The organism is Streptomyces sp. NPDC021356, assembly GCF_040641015.1.
Taxonomy (GTDB): Bacteria; Actinomycetota; Actinomycetes; order Streptomycetales; family Streptomycetaceae; genus Streptomyces.
Window position 1 is genome coordinate 88,430 of record NZ_JBFACU010000007.1, and the last position, 17,849, is coordinate 106,278.

Consider the following 17,849-nt stretch of genomic DNA (forward strand, 5'->3'; position numbering starts at 1 on the left):
GGTGGGGGGAGGATCGCGAGGCGGAGCATGCCCGCGTACCGGATGCACTCGGGTGGTGCGACAGCGCGGCGAGGTGCCGCGCCGGGCGCCGCTGCTTCTCCCTTCGGAGATCCATCGGAAGGGCCTCAGGCGAAGACCACCGTGCGCCGGCCGTTCAGCAGGATGCGGTGCTCGGCGTGCCACTTCACCGCGCGGGCGAGGGCCTGGCACTCCACGTCCCGGCCGATCGCGACGAGCTGGTCCGGGTCGACGCCGTGCCCGACCCGCTCGACCTCCTGCTCGATGATCGGGCCTTCGTCGAGGTCGGCGGTGACGTAGTGCGCCGTCGCGCCGATCAGCTTCACGCCCCGGGCGTGCGCCTGGTGGTACGGCTTGGCGCCCTTGAAGCTCGGCAGGAAGGAGTGGTGGATGTTGATGATCCGGCCGCTGAGCTGCTTGCACAGGTCGTCGGAGAGGACCTGCATGTAGCGGGCGAGGACGACCAGTTCGACGTTCTCCTCGCGCACGATCTCCAGCAGCCGCGCCTCGGCCTCGGCCTTGGTGTCCCGGGTCACCGGGATGTGGTGGAACGGGACGTTGTACGAGCCCACCAGCTCGGCGAAGTCCGTGTGGTTGGACACCACCGCCGCGATCTCCACCGGCAGCGCGCCGATCCGCGCGCGGAAGAGCAGGTCGTTCAGGCAGTGCCCGTACTTGCTGACCATCAGGACGATCCGCATCTTCGTCTCGGCCCGGTGGAGCTGCCAGTCCATGCCGAAGGAGTCGCCGACCGCGGCGAAGCTGGCGCGCAGCTTGTCCACGGTCACCGGGGAATCGGCGGAGAAGTGGACGCGCATGAAGAACAGTCCCGTGTCCTGGTCGCCGAACTGCTGGCTGTCCACGATGTTGCAGCCGGTCATGAACAGATAGCTCGACACGGCGTGCACGATGCCCTTTTTGTCCGGGCAGGAGAGAGTCAGGACGTACTGGTCGGCCGGGGCCGCCTCGGATCGGGGGGACTGCTCAGTCATGCAGGACAGGTTCCCACACGGGCGGCCCGCCGCGGACGCCCGTCCGCAGGACGGGACGGGCGCGACGGCACGGCGGGACGGCCGCGCGGCGCGCGGACGCCGCTCCCCTACGCGGCGTGGGTCATGAGGCGCAGCGCCTCCAGGCTGCGCGGCGCGGCCTGCGGGTCGTCACCGTCGCCGGCCGCCAGGCGCAGGTGCGCGTCGCGCGCCGCCCGCACCGCCTCGGGCCAGCCGTGGTGGTCGAGGTACGCGGCCACCGGGGCGTCCGGACCGACCTGGTGCATGATGCGCAGCACCCGCAGCACGGCCGTGTCGACGAGTGCCGCCTCCTGCGAGTCCCGGAAGATGGTGCCGACGTACTTCTCGGCGGACCAGTTGTCCAGCCAGGTGTCCTCGACCAGGCGGTAGACGGCGTCGGTCACGTCGCCGTACCCCTCGATCCCCGCCAGCCAGACGTCCCGCTGGAACACCGGGTCGGAGAGCATGTGCAGCGCGGAGCGCACATTGCTGCGCCAGCGCCACCACGGCATGTCGTTGAGTGGCATGCCGCCCATGGTGGAGGAGCGACGGCCGCGACGGGAAGAGTTCTCCGAACCTTGCACGGTCATCGATCGTACGTTCTCCTTACCGGCGTCCCCGCCGCCCCCCGCAATTCACCCGCACGTCACCCATTGTCGACCACGAGTCACTCCGGGGTTGGCGATGTGCCGGAATCGTGCGGAACATGACCGGCAGGCGACACAGGCGCACCGCACTCCTCCCCGCCCCCGCACGGGCCGCCGGAAGAGGAAGGCGCCTGCTGACCGCGGGCGCGCTGGCGGCGTGCGCGTCGCTGTCCGCCGGATGCGGTGTCGTTCCCGGTGCCACGGGGGGCTCCGGGAACGACACCGTCACCGTGATGACCTGGGCGCCGGACGCCACCCCGGCGACCAACAAGCCCGGCATGCCCGCCCTGGCCCGCGCCTACGCCCGCTGGGTCAACGCGGCGGGCGGCATCGCCGGGCACAAGCTACAGGTCGTGACCTGCAACGAGAGCAACGACAGCGTGGCCGCTGCGAAGTGCGCCCGGCTCGCCGTCAAGGAGGGCGTCGCCGCCGTCGTCGGCTCGTACAGCCAGTACAGCGACTCCTTCTTCCCTCCGCTGGAGAGCGCCGGCATCCCCTACATCGGCGGATACGGCGTCACCACCGCCGAGTTCACCCGTGCCCTGTCCTACCCCGTCAACGGCGGGCAGCCCGCCCTGCTGGCCGGACTCGGCCGGGAACTCGCCGCACGCTGCGGCCCGGTCGCCCTCGTGCGGCCCGACAGCATCGCGGGCGACGAACTGCCCGGCCTGCTCGACGCCGGGCTCAAGGCCGGCGGCCACGCCCCGGCCCACGACCTGCTCGCCGCCGACGACGCCACCGAGTACACCGGGCAGGCGGCCACGGCACTGGCACGGGCGACCTCCGCCCCGGGGAAGAAGGGCTGTGTGATCCCGGCCCTGGGGGAGCGCACCAACATCTTCATGGACTCCTTCCGCCGGGCCCGGCAGGAGTACCCGGCGGTGCGCACCGCCGCCGTGCTCGGCAGCGTCGACCAGACCGTGATCGACGCGAGCGGCGGGCGGTCGGGGCCGTACGAAGGGGCGTCCATCACCGGCTGGTACCCGGTGGCGGACGATCCGCGCTGGGACGCGATGAAGAAGGTGATCAACGAGCAGGCCTTCGGCGACAACCGCGTGGACCCCACGGACGCCGGGGTGCAGACCACGTGGATCGCCTACACCGTCCTGCGGGCCGTCCTGGAGAAGATCGGCTCCGGGCCGGTGAACGCCGACACCGTGCGGCGCACCCTCGACGCCGGCCTGGCCGTCGACACGGGCGGCCTGACCCCGCGGCTGCGGTGGCCCCTGTCGGGCCCCTTCGCCTCGACCGGCTTCGCCCGCCTGGCCAACGCCGACGTGACGCGCCAGGTCGTCCGAAAGGGCCGCCTGGTGTCGGCCACCAACGGCTTCGTCGACGTGACGGCGTCGCTCCAGGCCGCCGACACGGAGTGAACCGCGGCACGGACCGGGGACCCTGGGCCCCTGCCGCGCACCGGAGACCCCGCCACGGGCTGAACCGCGGCACGGGCTGAACCGCGGCAGGGGCGGAACCGCGGCACGGGCGGAACCGCGGCACGGGCTGAACCGCGGCACGGGCTGAACCGCGGCACGGGGTGCACCGCGGCAGGGGCGGAACCGCCTCGGTCCGGGCTCAGAGCTGGGTCGGCTGGCGTTCCGTCAGGCCGTACTTCTTCGCGATGGCGTTCCACAGCCGCGCGGCCTTGTTCTTCTGTGCGCTGGCCACCCCGCTCTGGCGGTTGCCCGCCTGGGCGTGGCTGGTGTTGCGGGCGTGGCCCTTGTCGCACCCCTTCTTGCCGTGCGCCTGGTCGGCCCAGGCCGCGTAGTGCTGGTCGGCCGACTGGGACGCCTTCCAGGCGCTGGTGAGCGCGCTGGTCAGCGCCGCGTGGTCGGGCAGCTTGTCCACGGGCAGCGACCCCAGCCGCGTCACCAGCGAACCCCGCTGCTTGGCGGCGCCGCGCAGGTCGGAGGCGGCCTGGCCGAGGTTGTCGCACCCCTTGACGTCGGCCACCGCCTTGATGACGGAGGCGCGGCTGCTGCCGCTGTCGGCCAGCAGCTTGTCCAGCGCGATGGCCTGCTGCCGGGCCGGGTCCGGGGCGGGGGCCGAGGCGGAACCGTCGGTGGCGGGAGCGGTCGCGGAGACGCCGGCGGTCTTGTCGGTGTGCCCGCCGCCGTCACCGCCGCCACCGCTGAGCAGCGCACCGGCGCCGACGCCGAGCACGACGATGCCGGCCCCGACGGCCGCGATCAACGGCACCCGCGACCGGGTCCGCCGGCCGCCGCCGTCCCCGCCGCCCTCCGCCTGCCCGGCGTACGGCGTCCCGCCCGGGCCGCCAGGACCGGGCTGACCGTACTGACCGGGCGGGACGCCCGGCCCGGGGCGGGCGCCGGGGCCCGGCCTGCCGTCGTGCGGCTGCTGGAAACGCGGGAGGTGCTGCGTGGCCGGGGCGCCGCCGCCCGCGCCGTCGCGGAAGAGGTTGTCGAACTCGGCCGGGGTCTGCCGGCCGCCCTCGGCGCCGGGCACCGCGCCGTACGGCGCCGCCGCCCCGCCGGTCCGGGCGTCCACCGGGGCGATGAACTGGGTGGCCTCGGCGTCCGGGCCGGTGCCGGGCGCGCCGGGCGCCGGCGTGCCGCCGTCCCGCGGTACGTGCCCGAGGAACCGGGTCGACGGGTCGCCGGCCGCCGGGGGCATGGCGCCCGCCGTGACCGGCGGTATGAACTGCGTCGCGCCCTCGTCCGCCGGTGCGGCGGCCACGGGCGGCAGGTACTGGGTGGCGCCCTCGTTCACCGGGGCGGCGCCGACCGGGGGCAGGAACTGGGTCGCACCCTCGTCGCCGGGCACGCCGGGGCCGCCGCCCTGCCCGGTCGGCAGACCGTAGGGGGCCGGACCGGCGGGCGGCAGCGGGACGCCGCCCTGCGGGGCGCCGTGCTGCGGGGCGCCGGGGGCCTGCGGAGCGCCGTACGAGGGGGCCGGGCCCGCCGGAGGCAGGGGCGCCGCCTGCCCGGGAGCACCTTGATACTGCTGGTGCTGCTGGTGTGGCTGGTGCTGCTGGAACCCTTGGTCCGCCCCCGGGAACCCCTGGTTCTGCTGGTACGGCGGCTGGGCGCCGCCGCCGTGCGTGCCGTGGGCCGGGGCCGGGGCGCCCTCCGGAGGGAGCGGGCCCGCGCCGGTGTGCCCGCCGGGGCCGCCGGTCCGGCCGTGGGCGTCCCACTGGGCCGGTGGAGTCTGCGGGTGGGGCTGGGTGGAGTCCCAGTGCTGGGCGGGCGGCGTCGGCCAGCCCTGCGCGGACTGCTGCGGCGGCGCCTGCCCCGCCTCCGGGCCCCACGGCTGGCCCCAGGTCTGGCCGCCGGCCGGGGCCTGGGCCGGGCCCTGCCCCAGGGGCTGCGCGGGTGCCAGTCCGCCCGGTCCGCCAGGTCCGCCCGTCGTGCCCGGCAGCAGGGGCTGCCCACCGTCGGAAGGCAGCACGATGCCTTCGCGCGCGGGCCGCTCCGAGGGCTCCCCGCCCTGTCCACTCTGCGTCACCGGGACTCCTACGAATGGGGGACTTGCGGAATCGTCGGCTCACGCTACCGGGTCCCCCGAGCCCGGTGCTACGCAGCACAGGGCTCGACCTCCTTCCCCACCTCCCCAGTAACAAAACCCGCGGTCGGCACGCTGTTATATGGGTCACGGCGCCGCTCTCACGCCGCCATCTGCACCTCCAGCCGGGCGCCGAACTCCCGTACCACCGCCTCGTCCCGGTACGGATCGAGGCGCTGCTGGAAGTCCTCCAGGTACTCCGCACCCCGGTTGGACCGCAGCGTCTCCAGCAACTCGACCGCCTTCAGACCGGTGTTGCAGGCCTGCTCGACCTCCCGCTGCTGCACCTGCGCCGTGGCGAGGAGCACGTACCCGATGGCCCGGCGCCTGGCCCGCGACGCCGGATGCCCGCTCAGCGCCTGCTCCGCGTGGCGCGCCGCCGCCTCCGCCTGCCCCAGGTCGCGGTGGCAGTGCGCCAACTCGTCCGCGAGGTAGGCCTCGTCGAAGTGCGCGATCCAGGCCGGGTCGTCCCCGGTGTCCGGCTCGGCCCGCTCCAGCGCGGCGACCGCGCGCCCGCACGACACCTGGGCCGCCCGCGCGTCCGCCAGCAGCGCGTGCCCGCGCGCCTCCGCCGCGTGGAACATCGCCTCCGCGCGCGGCGTCACACGACCGCGCGCCCCCTCCTGCGCCGCACGCGCCAACTGGGCGATCTCCCGCGGGTTCCCGAGCTGGGCGGCGAGGTGGCTCATGGAGGCGGCCAGCACATAGCCGCCGTACCCGCGGTCCCCGGCCGCCTGGGCCAGCCGCAGCGCCTGGATGTAGTAGCGCTGGGCGAGCCCCGGTTGCCCGGTGTCCACGGCCATGTAACCGGCCAGTTCCGTCAAGCGCGCCACGGCGGCGAAGAGATCGCGGCCCACCGCCTCCCGGTACGACCCGGCCAGCAGCCCGGAGACGACGCTGTTGAGGTAGTGCACGACCACCGGGCGCACGTGCCCGCTGCCGTAACTGTGGTCCAGGTCGACCAGCGCCTGCGTCATGGCCCGTACGGCCGCCACGTCGGACTGCCCCACGCGCGGGCCGGCCGAGCGCGCGACCTGCCCGTCCGGCGCGGTGATCAGCCAGTCGCGGCTGGGCTCCACCAGCGCCGAGGCGGCGACGGAGGAGCCGGACAGGAAGTCCCGGCGGCCCACGTCACTGCGCCACAGCTCGCAGACCTGCTCGATGGCCCCCAGGACCGTCGGTGAGAACTGGAGGCCCACGCCCGAGGCGAGGTTCTTGCCGTTGGCCATGCCGATCTCGTCGATCGTGACCGTACGGCCCAGTTTGCGGCCCAGCGCCTCGGCGATGACCGCCGGGGCCCGCCCGCGCGGCTGCTGCCCGCGCAGCCAGCGCGCCACGGACGTCTTGTCGTACCGCAGGTCGAGGCCGTGCTCGGCGCCGCACATGTTGACCCGGCGGGCCAGCCCGGCGTTGGAACAGCCCGCTTCCTGAATGAGCGCCTGCAGCCGTTCGTTCGGCTGCCGCGCGACGAGAGGCCTGGCGGCCATGGCGTAAACCCCCTGCTTTCTGGCGGCTCGCGTGGCTGCGGTGCCCTGCCCACGCACCGACGTTGACGTGTCTTGCGCGACCGGATCCCGCCGTGTTCCGGCGGAGTTGTCCGTTCGTGAAGATCAATGCCCCACGGACATAACGAAAATGCGGGACATGCGAAGATTGCCGGAGTGCCGGAACGGAAAGTGCAGCGGATCCCCCCTCACGTCCCCTCGCGGCCTCCCCCGGCGGCCCTCCCCCCGCAGGCCCCCAAAGGCCCGTCCCCCTAGGCCTCCACGCCCTCCCGCACCCACGCGGACGTCCCCCCACAGCACTACCCAGCACCCCGCGGTGCCCCTCCCGCGCGCCCCCGCGGATGCACCCGTGCGCCCCGGGCGCCGACCGGGTGCCCCTCCCCGCGCGCGGGCCCGTCACGGACCGGTGCCCTCCGCCCGTAACTCCAGGTGGGCACGGAAGTTGAGAGGAACGTGGAAGAGACGATCCCGGGCACCGAAGCCGCACAGATTGCCGGCCAGATCCCCAAGCAGCGCGGAGACTCGCTGCTGGAGACCGCCGTTCGCTACGCCGAGGAGCGCCACTGGGACGTGTTCCCCGGCACCTGGCTGGAAGTCGTCGACGGCACCCAGCGCTGCTCCTGTGCCGACCCCGCCTGCGCCGCGCCCGGCGCGCACGCCGCGCGCGACGACTGGGCGACCCAGGCCACCGGCAGCGCCACCGTGGCGCGCAGGATGTGGCAGAAGCAGCCGGCCGCCTCCATCCTGCTGCCCACCGGCCGCTCCTTCGACGCGCTCTGCGTCCCCGAGACCGCCGGGTTTCTCGCGCTGGCCCGGCTGGAGCGGATGGAGCTGACCCTCGGACCGGTCACCCTCACCCCCGAGCGCCGGATGCAGTTCCTCGTACTGCCCGGCGCGTGCGCGAAACTCCCCGACCTCGTGCGCAAGCTGGGCTGGTCGCCGGGCTCCCTCGACCTGGCCGCGCTCGGTGAGGGCGCGTACATCGCCGCACCGCCCACCCGGTACGGCTCGCGGGGAGCCGTGCAGTGGGCCTGCCGCCCCACCGCCGCCAACCGATGGCTGCCGGACGCCGAGGAGCTGGTGTCGGCACTGGCGTACGCGTGCGGCAGGGACAAATAGCCGTACGAGGGATACGTAGCGGAACGTCACGGGACCACGACGCCCGCGGGCGCTCCGGCCGCTCCCCCGTAGGGTTCTTCCTGACGGAGGGAGCACGCAGTGGTGGACACCAGCGCCGTACGGATCCAGGGACTGTGGAAGCGGTTCGGGCAACAGGTCGCCGTGGCCGGGATCGATCTGGAACTGCCGGCCGGCAGGTTCATCGGGCTGGTCGGGCCGAACGGAGCGGGGAAGACCACCACGCTCTCCATGGTGACCGGGCTGCTGCGGCCCGACGCCGGCAGCGTCGAGGTCGTCGGGCACGACGTGTGGCGCGACCCGGTCGCCGTGAAGGCCAGGATCGGCGTCCTGCCCGAGGGCCTGCGGCTCTTCGAACGGCTGTCGGGCCGCGAACTGCTCTCGTACTCCGGCCGGTTGCGCGGCCTGCCCGCCGCCGAGGTGGAGCGCCGGGCGACGCAACTGCTCGACGTGCTCGACCTGGCCGGCGCCCAGCACAAGCTGGTCGTCGACTACTCGACCGGCATGCGCAAGAAGATCGGTCTCGCCGCGGCGCTCCTGCACAACCCCGAAGTGCTCTTCCTCGACGAGCCGTTCGAGGGCGTCGACCCGGTGTCCGCGCAGACCATCCGGGGCGTCCTGGAGCGGTACACCGCCTCCGGCGCGACCGTCGTGTTCTCCTCGCACGTCATGGAACTGGTCGAGTCCCTGTGCGACTGGGTGGCCGTACTCGCCGCGGGCCGGATCCGCGCCCAGGGCCCGCTCGCCGAGGTGCGCGGCGAGGCACCCACCCTCCAGCAGGCCTTCCTCGAACTCGTCGGCGCCCAGGGCCGCGACGCCGGCTCCGACCTCGACTGGCTCGGCGGCGGCACCCGATGAACACGGACCCGATGAGCCCGGACCCGATGAGCCCGGACCCGATGAACGCGGGCCCGATGAACGCGGACCCCATGGGCACAGACCCGATGAGCGCGGGGCGTGCACCGGAGGGCATCACGCCCGTCCTGGTGCGGTTGAAACTGTCCCTGCTGCGCAACGGGCTGCGCCAGTCCGGCGGCCGGCGCGCCGCCTACCTCACCTCGGCCGTGTTCGCGCTGCTCTTCGCCGCCCTCCAACTGCTCGGGTTCGCCTTCCTGCGCGGCCACGCGCACGCCGTCTCCGTGGCCGTGCCGAGCGCGGCCGTGCTCACCCTCGGCTGGGCGGTGATGCCCCTGTTCTTCCCCAGCGGCGACGAGACCCTGGACCCGACCCGCCTCGTGATGCTGCCGCTGCGTCCGCAGCCGCTCGTCCGGGCACTGCTCGCGGCCTCGCTGGTCGGCATCGGACCGCTGTTCACGGCACTGCTGCTGGTGGGCTGCGCGATCTCGGTGGCGCACGGCGCGGCGGCGTACGCCGTCGCCGTCCTCGGCGTCGCCCTGGCGCTGCTGGTGTGCGTGGCGCTCGCCCGGGCCGTGGCCGCCGCCAACACGCGGCTGCTGTCCAGCCGCAAGGGCCGCGACCTGGCCGTGCTCAGCGGACTTGTCGTCGCGGTCGGGGCCCAGCTGGTCAACTTCGGCGCGCAGCACCTGGGGTCCTCGGGGCTCGGCAAGCTCGACCCGGTGACCTCCGTCCTGCGCTGGGTGCCGCCCGCGTCGGCCGTGGACGCGATCAACTCGGCGAGCGAGGGCTCGTACGCGGTCGCCGTGGCGCAGCTCGCCCTGACCGCCGTCGCGCTGGCCGCGCTGCTGGGCCTGTGGTCCCGCAGCCTGACCCGGCTGATGACCTCCCCCGACTCCTCCACCGTCCAGGCCCCCGACGCCACCGCCCGCAAACGCTCCCCCGACGGCAGCCGTCCCCGGCTGCTCCCGGCCGGCCGCACCGGCACCGTGATGGAACGCTCGCTGCGCTACGTCCTGCGCGACCCGAAGACGAAGGCGTCCTGGGTGACCTCGCTGGCCATCGGCCTGATCGTCCCCGTCTTCAACGCCCTCCAGGGCACCGGCTCCGTCTATCTGGCCTGCTTCGCCGCCGGCATGCTCGGCGTCCAGATGTACAACCAGTTCGGCCAGGACACCTCCGCGTTCTGGATCGTCGCGCTGACGATCTCCTCCCCACGCGACGCCTACCTGGAACTGCGCGGCCGGGCCCTGGCCCTCCTGGCCGTCACCCTGCCCTACGCCGTCCTCGTCACCGTGCTGACGGCGGCGCTGGTCGGCGACTGGGCACAGCTGCCCGAGGTGCTCGGCCTCTCCCTCGCGCTGCTCGGCGCGATGCTGGCGACGGGCGCGTGGGCGTCGGCGCATTTCCCGTACTCCATCCCGCAGGAGGGCTACAAGAACGTCGTCCCCGGGCAGGCCGGCCTGGCCTGGATCGCCATCTTCGGCGGCATGCTCGGGGCGGCCCTGCTGTGCGCCCCCGTCATCGCCCTGGCCATCTGGACGAACGTCAGCACGACCGGCGAAGGCCTCGGCTGGCTCCTGCTGCCCGTGGGCGCGGCCTACGGAGCCACGATCACCCTCCTGGGCCTGCGCCTCTCCGCCCCCCGCACCGCGACCCACCTCCCGGAAATCCTCACCGCGGTGAGCAAGGGCTGAGACGGGGTGGCGGGCCCCGTACGGCCGGGGAGCCTGTACCGGTCGGCCGGGCCGGGCGGCCGGTGCCCGGCGCACACCTCAGCCGCGGTACGTCGTCGCCACATGGACGCGGAAGCCGCACGGCACCCGGCCGTCCGCATCCGTCAGTTCCTTCGCCGCCGCCAGGAAGTCCGTACGCAGGCGGGCGACGGCGGCCGGGGCGAGCGGGCCCACGTCGTACAGGCCGGACACGGCCGCCCAGACCCGCTCCACCGGGCCGCCGAGGTCGATCGCCACGGTCTCCCACTCCAGTGGCCCGAACCCGGCGGGTGCCAGCAGCTCGGCGAGCCCGGCACGGCTGCGGGTCCTGCGGTCCCCGAGCGCCGGGACACGCTGCTCGGCGGGGGCCCGCTCCACGGCGGAGCGCAGCAGCTTCCCGAACAGCTCGTACGCCTCCCCGCCGACCGCTCCGCCGCCGACCACGCAGGCCAGCACCCCGCCCGGCGACAGCACCCGGGCGGTCTCGGCGACGACCCGATCGGCGTCGCTCATCAGCATGAGCGCCAGATGGCTGACGCACGCGTCGAAGGCGGTGTCCGGGAACGGCAGCTCCTGCGCCCGCGCCTGCACGACCGCCGCCCCCGCCAGGGCCGGCCGGCCGCGGGCCAGTGTCAGCGAGGCGGGCGAGAGGTCCACGCCCGCCAGCCGGCGCTCCGGCTCCCGGGCCAGCAGGTCGAGCAGCACGCCATCGCCGCAGCCGAGGTCCAGGATCCGCCGGCGGCCGGCCACCCGGTCGGCGAGGAGCTCGTAGCTGGAGCGCCCGTCCGGTGCCCGGCCGCCGCCGAGGGCGTTGCCCGTGACCGCCGGGTGCTCGGCGTGGAAGGCCCTCAGGAACTCCTCCTGGACGGCCGACGGCACGAAGGCAACCGCGGAGGGTGTCGCGCTCATGGGGTGAGGACCGCCTCCAGGAAGGGCATGACGGCCGCCCGCCAGGCATCGGGCTGGTCGTAGTGGATGAGGTGGCCGGCGTCGGCGACCTCCGCGTACTCGCCGCGCGGCAGGACACGGACCATCTCCTGCGCCTCGGCGCGGCCGAGTTCACCGTCGAGGCCGCGCACGACGAGGGCCGGGCACCGCACCTGGGCCAGCTCCTCCCAGTGCGCGTCGTAGACCCATGTCTCCCGGGAGGCGAGCATGTGCTCGGGTTCGAACACGGGACGCCAGCCGTCCGCGCACTCGTGCATGATCTCGGCGTAGAAGGCGCCACGGGCCGGATTCGGCCGTTCCACCCACGGGTCGTCCTCGCCGAACCACTTGCGGACGTCGGCGAGCGTGGCGAAGGGCGTCGGCCAGGTCTTGAACCAGTCCTCCCACTCACGCTGGGAGGAGGCGCCGAGCGCGGAGGCCCGCATGTCGCAGACGACCAGCCCGCGCACCAGGTCGGGGCGCTGGGCGGCGAGCTGCCAGGCCGTCAGTGCCCCCATCGCGTGACCGACGAGGACGACGGGACCGAGACCGAGCTGCTCCACGGCCGCCGCGGCGTCCTCGACGTAGGCCTGGCGGGTGTGGGCGGCCGGCGGGGGCTTCTCGCTCTGGCCGTGGCCCCGCTGGTCGAGGGCGACGGCCCGGTGCCGTTCGGCGAGCCAGCGGGCCGTCGGCGCCCAGTGCGAGGCCCGGCCCATCAGTCCGTGGAGTAAGAGCACCCCGCCGCTCCGCCCGGCCGGGGCGACCTCCGCGGGGCCGGTCGGTTCGGGCGGACCCGGCAGCTGCTGCGGCACGTCGTGCCGGTGCGCCCCGTTCCGGGCCGGTACGAACGGCGGGCCCTTGGGGGGTTCGGCGAACTCCCAGGCGGCCAGCCGTACGCCGCCCGCCCCGGTCACATCGATGCGTCTCGCCATGTGGTCCGGCACCCCCTACCTCTGACCCAGCCCTGACCCAGCTCTGTCCCGGCTCCCGGAAGCCGCGGTTCCACCCGCCGGTTCCGCCGGCCAGATTATCGAATGCTCATTCGAAAAAGCCGCTTGCGCCACGAACTCCCCTCGTTCGAGTGACCCCCCACAAGGAATGATCGCCGCCGCCGAGGGGAGATCTTCAACGGGAGGCGGACCACTCGGGGAAAAGCGGTCCGAGGGGGACGACCCTGAGAGCTCGGGGCTCCGGGTCGTACAGGGGAGGACAGGCCCCGGCGCCACACGGCGCCGGGGCCCTACCCCTGTCTGCGGCACATCCTCCCCCACCCCTGAGCGTCATATGCCTCCGGAGACCGACCGCGGAAGCCACCGGGCCGCCGCCCCCGGGTCCGCCACCGGATCAGCGCTTGGCGACGAAGACATGCGAGGCGACCTCCGCCTCCAGCTCCGCCGCCTCACCGCCACTGCCCACCAGCACCCCGCCCGCCGACTCCGTCACGCTCACCACCGAACCGGGCTGCACGCCCGCCCGGCGCAGCGTGTACATCAGCTGCGCGTCCGTCTGGATCGGCTCGCCGATCCGGCGCACCACGACCGTCTTCCCGTCGGCCCCCGGGTCCAGCTCGGCCAGCGACACGAGCCCCGCGTCCAGGAACGGGTCCGCGCCGTCCTTCTCGCCCAGCTCCTCCAGGCCCGGGATGGGGTTGCCGTACGGCGACTCGGTCGGGTGCCGCAGCAGCTCCAGCACCCGCCGCTCCACCGCCTCGCTCATCACGTGCTCCCAGCGGCACGCCTCGGCGTGCACCTGCTCCCACTCCAGGCCGATCACGTCGACCAGCAGACACTCCGCCAGCCGGTGCTTGCGCATCACGCGCGTGGCCAGCCTGCGGCCCTCGTCGGTCAGCTCCAGGTGCCGGTCCGCGGCCACCGAGACCAGGCCGTCGCGCTCCATCCGCGCGACCGTCTGGCTCACCGTCGGCCCACTCTGGTCCAGGCGCTCCGCGATCCGGGCGCGCATGGGGACGACGCCTTCCTCCTCCAGCTCGAGGATGGTGCGGAGATACATCTCCGTGGTGTCGATCAGTCCGGACATACGTGCCCCTCGATTACCTCTGCCGGAAGCCGTGCGACTCCGCGGCGCGTGCGCTGGCCCTGGACTCAATTCTGACGCATACCACTGACAACCGGAGCGCTCCGCGCGAACGCCGGGCCGGGGCACGGGCGGGCGCCGCGTTCCGTGCGGACGCAGACGACCCGCGAGCTGGGTCCCTCCGCCTGACGGCGGAGAAGCCGGCCGGACGTACCGGCAGCTCGCGGGTCGGGTGACTGCTTGGGATTGGGCCGGCCGCACACGCGTCTCACGTGCTGGTCCGGCACCGCACTGGATGTGGTGACGGGCCGCTAGCCCGCAGCCACCTCACGCGTCCGGGATTCATACATTCTCCGGATCACCTCCTTTCGGTGTGAGCCCCACACTAGGAACCGCGCGGCCGCCGCTCAACTGTTTTTTCATCAGGGACCGAATGCGCGGCCTGCCCCCGTCACCTCCCCCGGCGCCCGGGCTCCAGCAGTGCCGCCAGGTCCAGGGCGGTCGCGATGCGTACGGCGACGTCCTCGGCGTGGGCCGCGTCGGTGCGTTCGAAGGGGGCGCGGCCGGCGGTGCGCAGGAAGGTGACGACGCCCAGGGTGCGGCCGCGGCTGCGCAGCACCGCGCACAGGGCGTGCACGGTGTCCGCCGGCCACTGCCGGGCCAGGGCCCATTCGCGTGCCTGGTCGGCCGGTGCGGGTCCGGCGGTGGCCCGCACCGAACCGTTCCGTTCGACACACTGCAGGGCGGGGTGCCCGGCGGCGTAGCGGACGGGGAGGCCGGCGCCGCCGGTGGGCAGGCTGGGGCCCTGGCCGGTGGTGGGGGTGGCGGCGGCGCGGACCAGGCGTACCGGTGCCGCGGGGGCGTCGTCGGGCGGGGTGCCCGCCCCGGTGCCCGAGGGGGGCCGCACCCGGTCGACCAGGGCGTGGTCGGCGAAGCCGGCGAGGGCGAAGTCGAGGTGGACGGTGGCGGCTTCCAGGGGGTCGTCGCACTCGGCGGCGGCGCGGGCGGCGCGGTGCAGCTGGTTGGTGCGGAACCGCAGCAGGGAGGCCTCCTGCTCGGTGTGCCGGGAGTCGGTGACGTCGACGAAGAGCCAGGCGACGCCGAGGGGGACGGGCTCCTCGGCGAGGGGCGAGGCGAGCCGCACGAAGCCGCTGCGCCAGCAGCGCCGCCGCTCGCCCTCGGGGGTGCGCACGCCCACCCAGATCTCGGCGGGCGCGGGCGGTGCGCCCTCGGCCAGGACGTGGGTGAGCACGCCCTCCAGTTCCTCCACGCCCTGGGAGAGGAGTTCGCCCAGGGGGCGGCCGAGGGGGGCGGTGCGGCCGGTGCCGAGGGCGTGGGCGGCGTGCGCGTTGACGATGGCGGGGCGCAGGTCGGCGTCGATGAGGACGACGCCCCAGGAGGCGTCCTCGAAGAGTGCCTCGCTCAGCGCGATGGACCGTTCCAGGTCGATCTGCGCGTGCACCTCGCTGAAGGCGCAGTACAGGCCCGCGGGCGTGCCGTCGGGTCCGCGGACGGCGGCGGACTGGGTGCGCACCAGGACGCGCCCGCCGTCCTTGGTGACCAGGGCGAACTCGTGGACCTGCCGTCCGGGGGCGTGCATGGCGGCCATGAGCCGCCGTTCGACCTCCTCGGCGTCCGCGCTGCGCACGGCCCATCCGGCGAAGCCGTGCCGTCCGACGGCTTCGGCGGCGCTCCAGCCGAGGATGCGTTCGGCCTCGCGGTTCCAGTGGGTGACGACGCCGGCCGCGTCGAAGGCGCACAGGGCCGCGTCCATGCCGTCGAGCAGGGCGGCGAGCAGGTCGGAGCCGTCGGGCCCGTCGGGGACGTGCTGTCCCCCGGGACCGTCCCGGCGGGGCTCGGGCTCGTCCGGCCCCAGCTCGTCGGTGGTTCCTCTACGCCGGGAAGCACTCACCTGAACCCCCTGCAGGCTGCGTCCGCACGTACGGCGCGTCGGTTCACTCACTGGCCATCATTCAACTTGAACGTGATGCAGCACACATCGAGTTCCCCAAGATTGGGAGGAATCGTTGTACGCGGAGACGTTCGGGAGGCTCCGGGAATCGTCCGGGGACCTCTGTGCGCGGCGTCCGCGGCTACGGCGTCGGTGCGGGCGTCAGCCGCAGGGTCAGCCATTCGTCGGTCTCACCGGGCAGCACGTACCGTTCGGTCTCGGTGAAGCCGTGGGCGGCGGCGAAGCGCACGCCGTCCTCGTCGGCCGCCAGGACGACGGTCTCGATGTTCCGGGCGCCGAGCACGCGCGCGCGTGCCAGGCCGTTCTCGTAGAGCGCGGTGCCGATGCCGGTGTACCGGTGGGCGGGGAGCACGCGCGCGATGACGGTGGCGACCGCGTCGTCGCCCGTGGGCGGGCGCACGGTGGAGCAGCCCACGAGGGTGTCGCCGAGGTAGGCGTTCTCCAGGCGGTTGCGGCCGGCTCGCTCGCGCACCTCGTCGAGGGTCATGGCGGCGGGCGGCACGATCACGTTGTGGACGTGGCGCCAGTCGCGGAGCGTGGTTCCACCGGACACGGGTTCGATACGAAGATCACCATCGGACACGGGTGCAGCGAACCGCACCTTCCGCGCGCGGTCAACCGCATTCGGCCCCGGCGCCGCCGGCCGTGACAGCGCGGGACGCCGCACTCAGCGCCGGTAGAAGATGCGGTCCGCGTACCGCTCGAAGACCCGTCCGTTCCATTCGTGGCCGCCGTCGACGTTGCCGGAGCGCAGCAGCGGGGGTTCGATGCCGCGGTCGGCGAGGACGCCGGCGGCGGTGGCGACGACCGCCTGGAGGAGGGCGGAGGTGACGACGGTGGAGGCCGGGGCGAAGGGTGCCGGGACGGTGTCGAGGGTGAGTTCGGCGTCGCCGACGGCGATCTTGGAGTCGAGGACGAGGTCGCAGTGGTCCTTCAGGAAGGTGCCGGAGGCGTGCCGTGAGCTGGTCTCGGTGGCGTAGGCGACCGAGGTGACGCCGACGACGCGGACGCCGCGCGCGCGGGCGTTCATCGCCATCTCGACGGGGAGGGCGTTGCGGCCGGACAGCGAGACGATGACCAGGGTGTCGCCCGCGCGCAGGGGCGAGGTGTCGAGGACGGCGGCGGCGAGGCCGTCGACGCGTTCGAGGGCGGAGCCGAGCGTGGCGGGCACGACGTCGACGCCGACGGCGCCGGGCACGGTCAGCAGGTTGACCAGGGCGAGGCCGCCGGCGCGGTAGACGAGGTCCTGGGCGGCGAGGGACGAGTGGCCGGCTCCGAAGGCGAACAGGCGTCCGCCGGCGGCCACGGTGTCGGCGAGGAGGGTTCCGGCGGCCGTGATGGCGTCGGCCTCCTCGTCGCGGACCCGCTGGAGGAGGCCGATGGCGGCGTCGAAGTACTGGCCGGCCAGCGTGCGGTCGCTCATGCGAGGTCCGTCCCTTCGGGGTGGCTGCGTGTCGCGGATCACGGTGAGGTCTAAACCACAGCCGTGTCAATACGGCACCGCCGCGCACGTCGCGGGCCCACCGGGCCCCGGGGCGCGGCGGATCGGCCGCTCAGGAGTCCGGGAACACAGCCGCCCGAAGGCGCACGGCCTCAGGACTCAGGGGCCCAGGTCTCAAGGGCTCAGGGCTCAGGGACCCAGGGTCAGGGACTCAGGCCTCACGACCCCAGGCATCAGGGGCTCAGCCGCTCCACGCGCCACCCGCCGTCCGCCTCGGCCACGTAGCGCAGGCGGTCGTGGAGGCGGTTCTCGCGGCCCTGCCAGAACTCGACGGACTGCGGGGCGACGCGGAAGCCGCCCCAGTGGGGCGGGACGGGGACCTGTTCGCCCTCCGGGTAGCGGGCGGCCAGTTCGGCGTAGGAGGCGTCGAGGGCGCCGCGGGTGGCGATGACCGTGGACTGGGCGCTGGCCCAGGCGCCGAGCTGGGAGCCGTGCGGGCGGGTGCGGAAGTAGGCGGCGGTCTCGTCGCGGCCGGTGCGGCGGGCGATGCCCTGGACGATGACCTGCCGGGCCATGGGGTGCCAGGGGAACAGCAGGGAGACGTAGGGATTGGCGGCGAGGTCGCGGGCCTTGCGGGAGTCGTAGTTGGTGTAGAAGACGAAGCCCTGTTCGCCGAAGCCCTTGAGCAGGACCGTGCGGGAGCTGGGGCGGCCCTCGGCGTCCGCCGTGGAGACGATCATGGCGTTGGGTTCGAAGAGGTGTCCTTCGGCCGCGGCCTGCTGGAACCAGCGGGCGAACTGCGCCACGGGCGTGTCGGCCAGGCCGGCCTCGGTCAGGCCCTCGGCGCGGTAGTGCTTGCGCATGGAGGCGAGGTCGAACGGCGCGGTTTCTCCGGCTTCTCGGTCGGTCACGCGGTCATCTTGCCGTATGGGTGCCCGGCACCGGCGAAGTGTCCTTCGTCACTGAGTGGCACTGAGTGCCGCGCTCTCTCCCCAAAGGTGGCACTCAGGGATATCGTGCTGTTGCCGACCCGGTGGGGTGACCGCGGACCGCACGGGGCATGACAGGG

The 17,849-nt window shown here is 74.0% G+C and carries 15 protein-coding genes; 4 read left to right on the forward strand and 11 right to left on the reverse strand.

Features of this window, described 5'->3' with window-relative positions; translation table 11 throughout:
- Window positions 1-125: 125 nt before the first annotated feature.
- Entirely contained in the window at window positions 126-1,010 is an 885-nt protein-coding gene (gene purU / locus AB0G56_RS11220; RefSeq protein WP_360967057.1) for a formyltetrahydrofolate deformylase, read from the reverse strand.
- Window positions 1,011-1,117: 107 nt separating this feature from the next.
- Window positions 1,118-1,618: a hypothetical protein gene (locus AB0G56_RS11225; RefSeq protein ID WP_360967060.1), complete on the reverse strand. Its 501-nt coding sequence runs from the start codon at window positions 1,616-1,618 to the stop codon at window positions 1,118-1,120.
- Between the two features lie 116 nt (window positions 1,619-1,734).
- On the opposite strand from AB0G56_RS11225, the gene AB0G56_RS11230 reads away from it, so the two are divergent.
- Window positions 1,735-3,048, forward strand: coding sequence for an ABC transporter substrate-binding protein (locus AB0G56_RS11230; RefSeq protein WP_360967063.1), 1,314 nt, complete (start codon window positions 1,735-1,737; stop codon window positions 3,046-3,048).
- Between the two features lie 199 nt (window positions 3,049-3,247).
- On the opposite strand, the gene AB0G56_RS11235 is transcribed toward AB0G56_RS11230, so the two are convergent.
- Both AB0G56_RS11235 and AB0G56_RS11240 read right to left on the reverse strand, forming a co-directional pair.
- A complete protein-coding gene (locus AB0G56_RS11235) occupies window positions 3,248-5,137 on the reverse strand; it encodes a hypothetical protein (RefSeq protein WP_360967065.1) in 1,890 nt (629 codons plus the stop codon).
- Window positions 5,138-5,295: 158 nt separating this feature from the next.
- Window positions 5,296-6,681 carry a transcriptional regulator gene (locus tag AB0G56_RS11240; protein ID WP_360967067.1) on the reverse strand — a complete coding sequence of 462 codons (1,386 nt, stop codon included), beginning with the start codon at window positions 6,679-6,681 and terminating at the stop codon, window positions 5,296-5,298.
- Window positions 6,682-7,152: 471 nt separating this feature from the next.
- On the opposite strand from AB0G56_RS11240, the gene AB0G56_RS11245 reads away from it, so the two are divergent.
- From AB0G56_RS11245 to AB0G56_RS11255, 3 genes are all read left to right on the forward strand, one after another.
- Window positions 7,153-7,818: a bifunctional DNA primase/polymerase gene (locus AB0G56_RS11245; RefSeq protein WP_360967069.1), complete on the forward strand. Its 666-nt coding sequence runs from the start codon at window positions 7,153-7,155 to the stop codon at window positions 7,816-7,818.
- A gap of 99 nt (window positions 7,819-7,917) precedes the next feature.
- On the forward strand, window positions 7,918-8,694 hold the full coding sequence (locus AB0G56_RS11250) for an ABC transporter ATP-binding protein (protein WP_360967072.1): 777 nt from the start codon (window positions 7,918-7,920) through the stop codon (window positions 8,692-8,694).
- An 86-nt stretch (window positions 8,695-8,780) separates the two neighbouring features.
- On the forward strand, window positions 8,781-10,388 hold the full coding sequence (locus AB0G56_RS11255; protein WP_360967648.1) for a transporter: 1,608 nt from the start codon (window positions 8,781-8,783) through the stop codon (window positions 10,386-10,388).
- A gap of 78 nt (window positions 10,389-10,466) precedes the next feature.
- Here the strand turns inward: AB0G56_RS11255 and AB0G56_RS11260 are convergent, their stop codons facing one another.
- The 7 genes from AB0G56_RS11260 to pdxH all read right to left on the reverse strand — a co-directional run bounded on the left by AB0G56_RS11260 (window position 10,467) and on the right by pdxH (window position 17,691).
- The gene (locus AB0G56_RS11260; protein ID WP_360967075.1) at window positions 10,467-11,315 is read right to left on the reverse strand and encodes a methyltransferase domain-containing protein; all 849 of its coding nucleotides are present in this window, start codon (window positions 11,313-11,315) and stop codon (window positions 10,467-10,469) included.
- On the reverse strand, window positions 11,312-12,265 hold the full coding sequence (locus AB0G56_RS11265; RefSeq protein WP_360967078.1) for an alpha/beta hydrolase: 954 nt from the start codon (window positions 12,263-12,265) through the stop codon (window positions 11,312-11,314). Before AB0G56_RS11265 ends, AB0G56_RS11260 begins: the two co-directional genes overlap by 4 nt.
- 412 nt (window positions 12,266-12,677) lie before the next feature.
- On the reverse strand, window positions 12,678-13,370 hold the full coding sequence (locus AB0G56_RS11270; protein ID WP_360967081.1) for a metal-dependent transcriptional regulator: 693 nt from the start codon (window positions 13,368-13,370) through the stop codon (window positions 12,678-12,680).
- Between the two features lie 448 nt (window positions 13,371-13,818).
- Window positions 13,819-15,279, reverse strand: coding sequence for a PAS domain-containing protein (locus tag AB0G56_RS11275; protein WP_360967083.1), 1,461 nt, complete (start codon window positions 15,277-15,279; stop codon window positions 13,819-13,821).
- A 181-nt stretch (window positions 15,280-15,460) separates the two neighbouring features.
- Entirely contained in the window at window positions 15,461-15,892 is a 432-nt protein-coding gene (locus tag AB0G56_RS11280) for a GNAT family N-acetyltransferase (protein WP_360967086.1), read from the reverse strand.
- Window positions 15,893-16,006: 114 nt separating this feature from the next.
- On the reverse strand, window positions 16,007-16,762 hold the full coding sequence (locus tag AB0G56_RS11285) for an SIS domain-containing protein (protein WP_360967089.1): 756 nt from the start codon (window positions 16,760-16,762) through the stop codon (window positions 16,007-16,009).
- A gap of 251 nt (window positions 16,763-17,013) precedes the next feature.
- Entirely contained in the window at window positions 17,014-17,691 is a 678-nt protein-coding gene (gene pdxH / locus AB0G56_RS11290) for a pyridoxamine 5'-phosphate oxidase (RefSeq protein ID WP_360967091.1), read from the reverse strand.
- Window positions 17,692-17,849: the final 158 nt, after the last annotated feature.

Coding starts and splice junctions, on each gene's coding strand:
- purU (WP_360967057.1), bottom strand. CDS start 1,010: ATGACTGAGCAGTCCCCCCGATCCGAGGCGGCCCCGGCCGACCAGTAC.
- AB0G56_RS11240 (WP_360967067.1), bottom strand. CDS start 6,681: ATGGCCGCCAGGCCTCTCGTCGCGCGGCAGCCGAACGAACGGCTGCAG.
- AB0G56_RS11270 (WP_360967081.1), bottom strand. CDS start 13,370: ATGTCCGGACTGATCGACACCACGGAGATGTATCTCCGCACCATCCTC.
- AB0G56_RS11260 (WP_360967075.1), bottom strand. CDS start 11,315: ATGAGCGCGACACCCTCCGCGGTTGCCTTCGTGCCGTCGGCCGTCCAG.
- AB0G56_RS11265 (WP_360967078.1), bottom strand. CDS start 12,265: ATGGCGAGACGCATCGATGTGACCGGGGCGGGCGGCGTACGGCTGGCC.
- AB0G56_RS11225 (WP_360967060.1), bottom strand. CDS start 1,618: ATGACCGTGCAAGGTTCGGAGAACTCTTCCCGTCGCGGCCGTCGCTCC.
- AB0G56_RS11285 (WP_360967089.1), bottom strand. CDS start 16,762: ATGAGCGACCGCACGCTGGCCGGCCAGTACTTCGACGCCGCCATCGGC.
- AB0G56_RS11230 (WP_360967063.1), top strand. CDS start 1,735: ATGACCGGCAGGCGACACAGGCGCACCGCACTCCTCCCCGCCCCCGCA.
- AB0G56_RS11255 (WP_360967648.1), top strand. CDS start 8,781: ATGAGCGCGGGGCGTGCACCGGAGGGCATCACGCCCGTCCTGGTGCGG.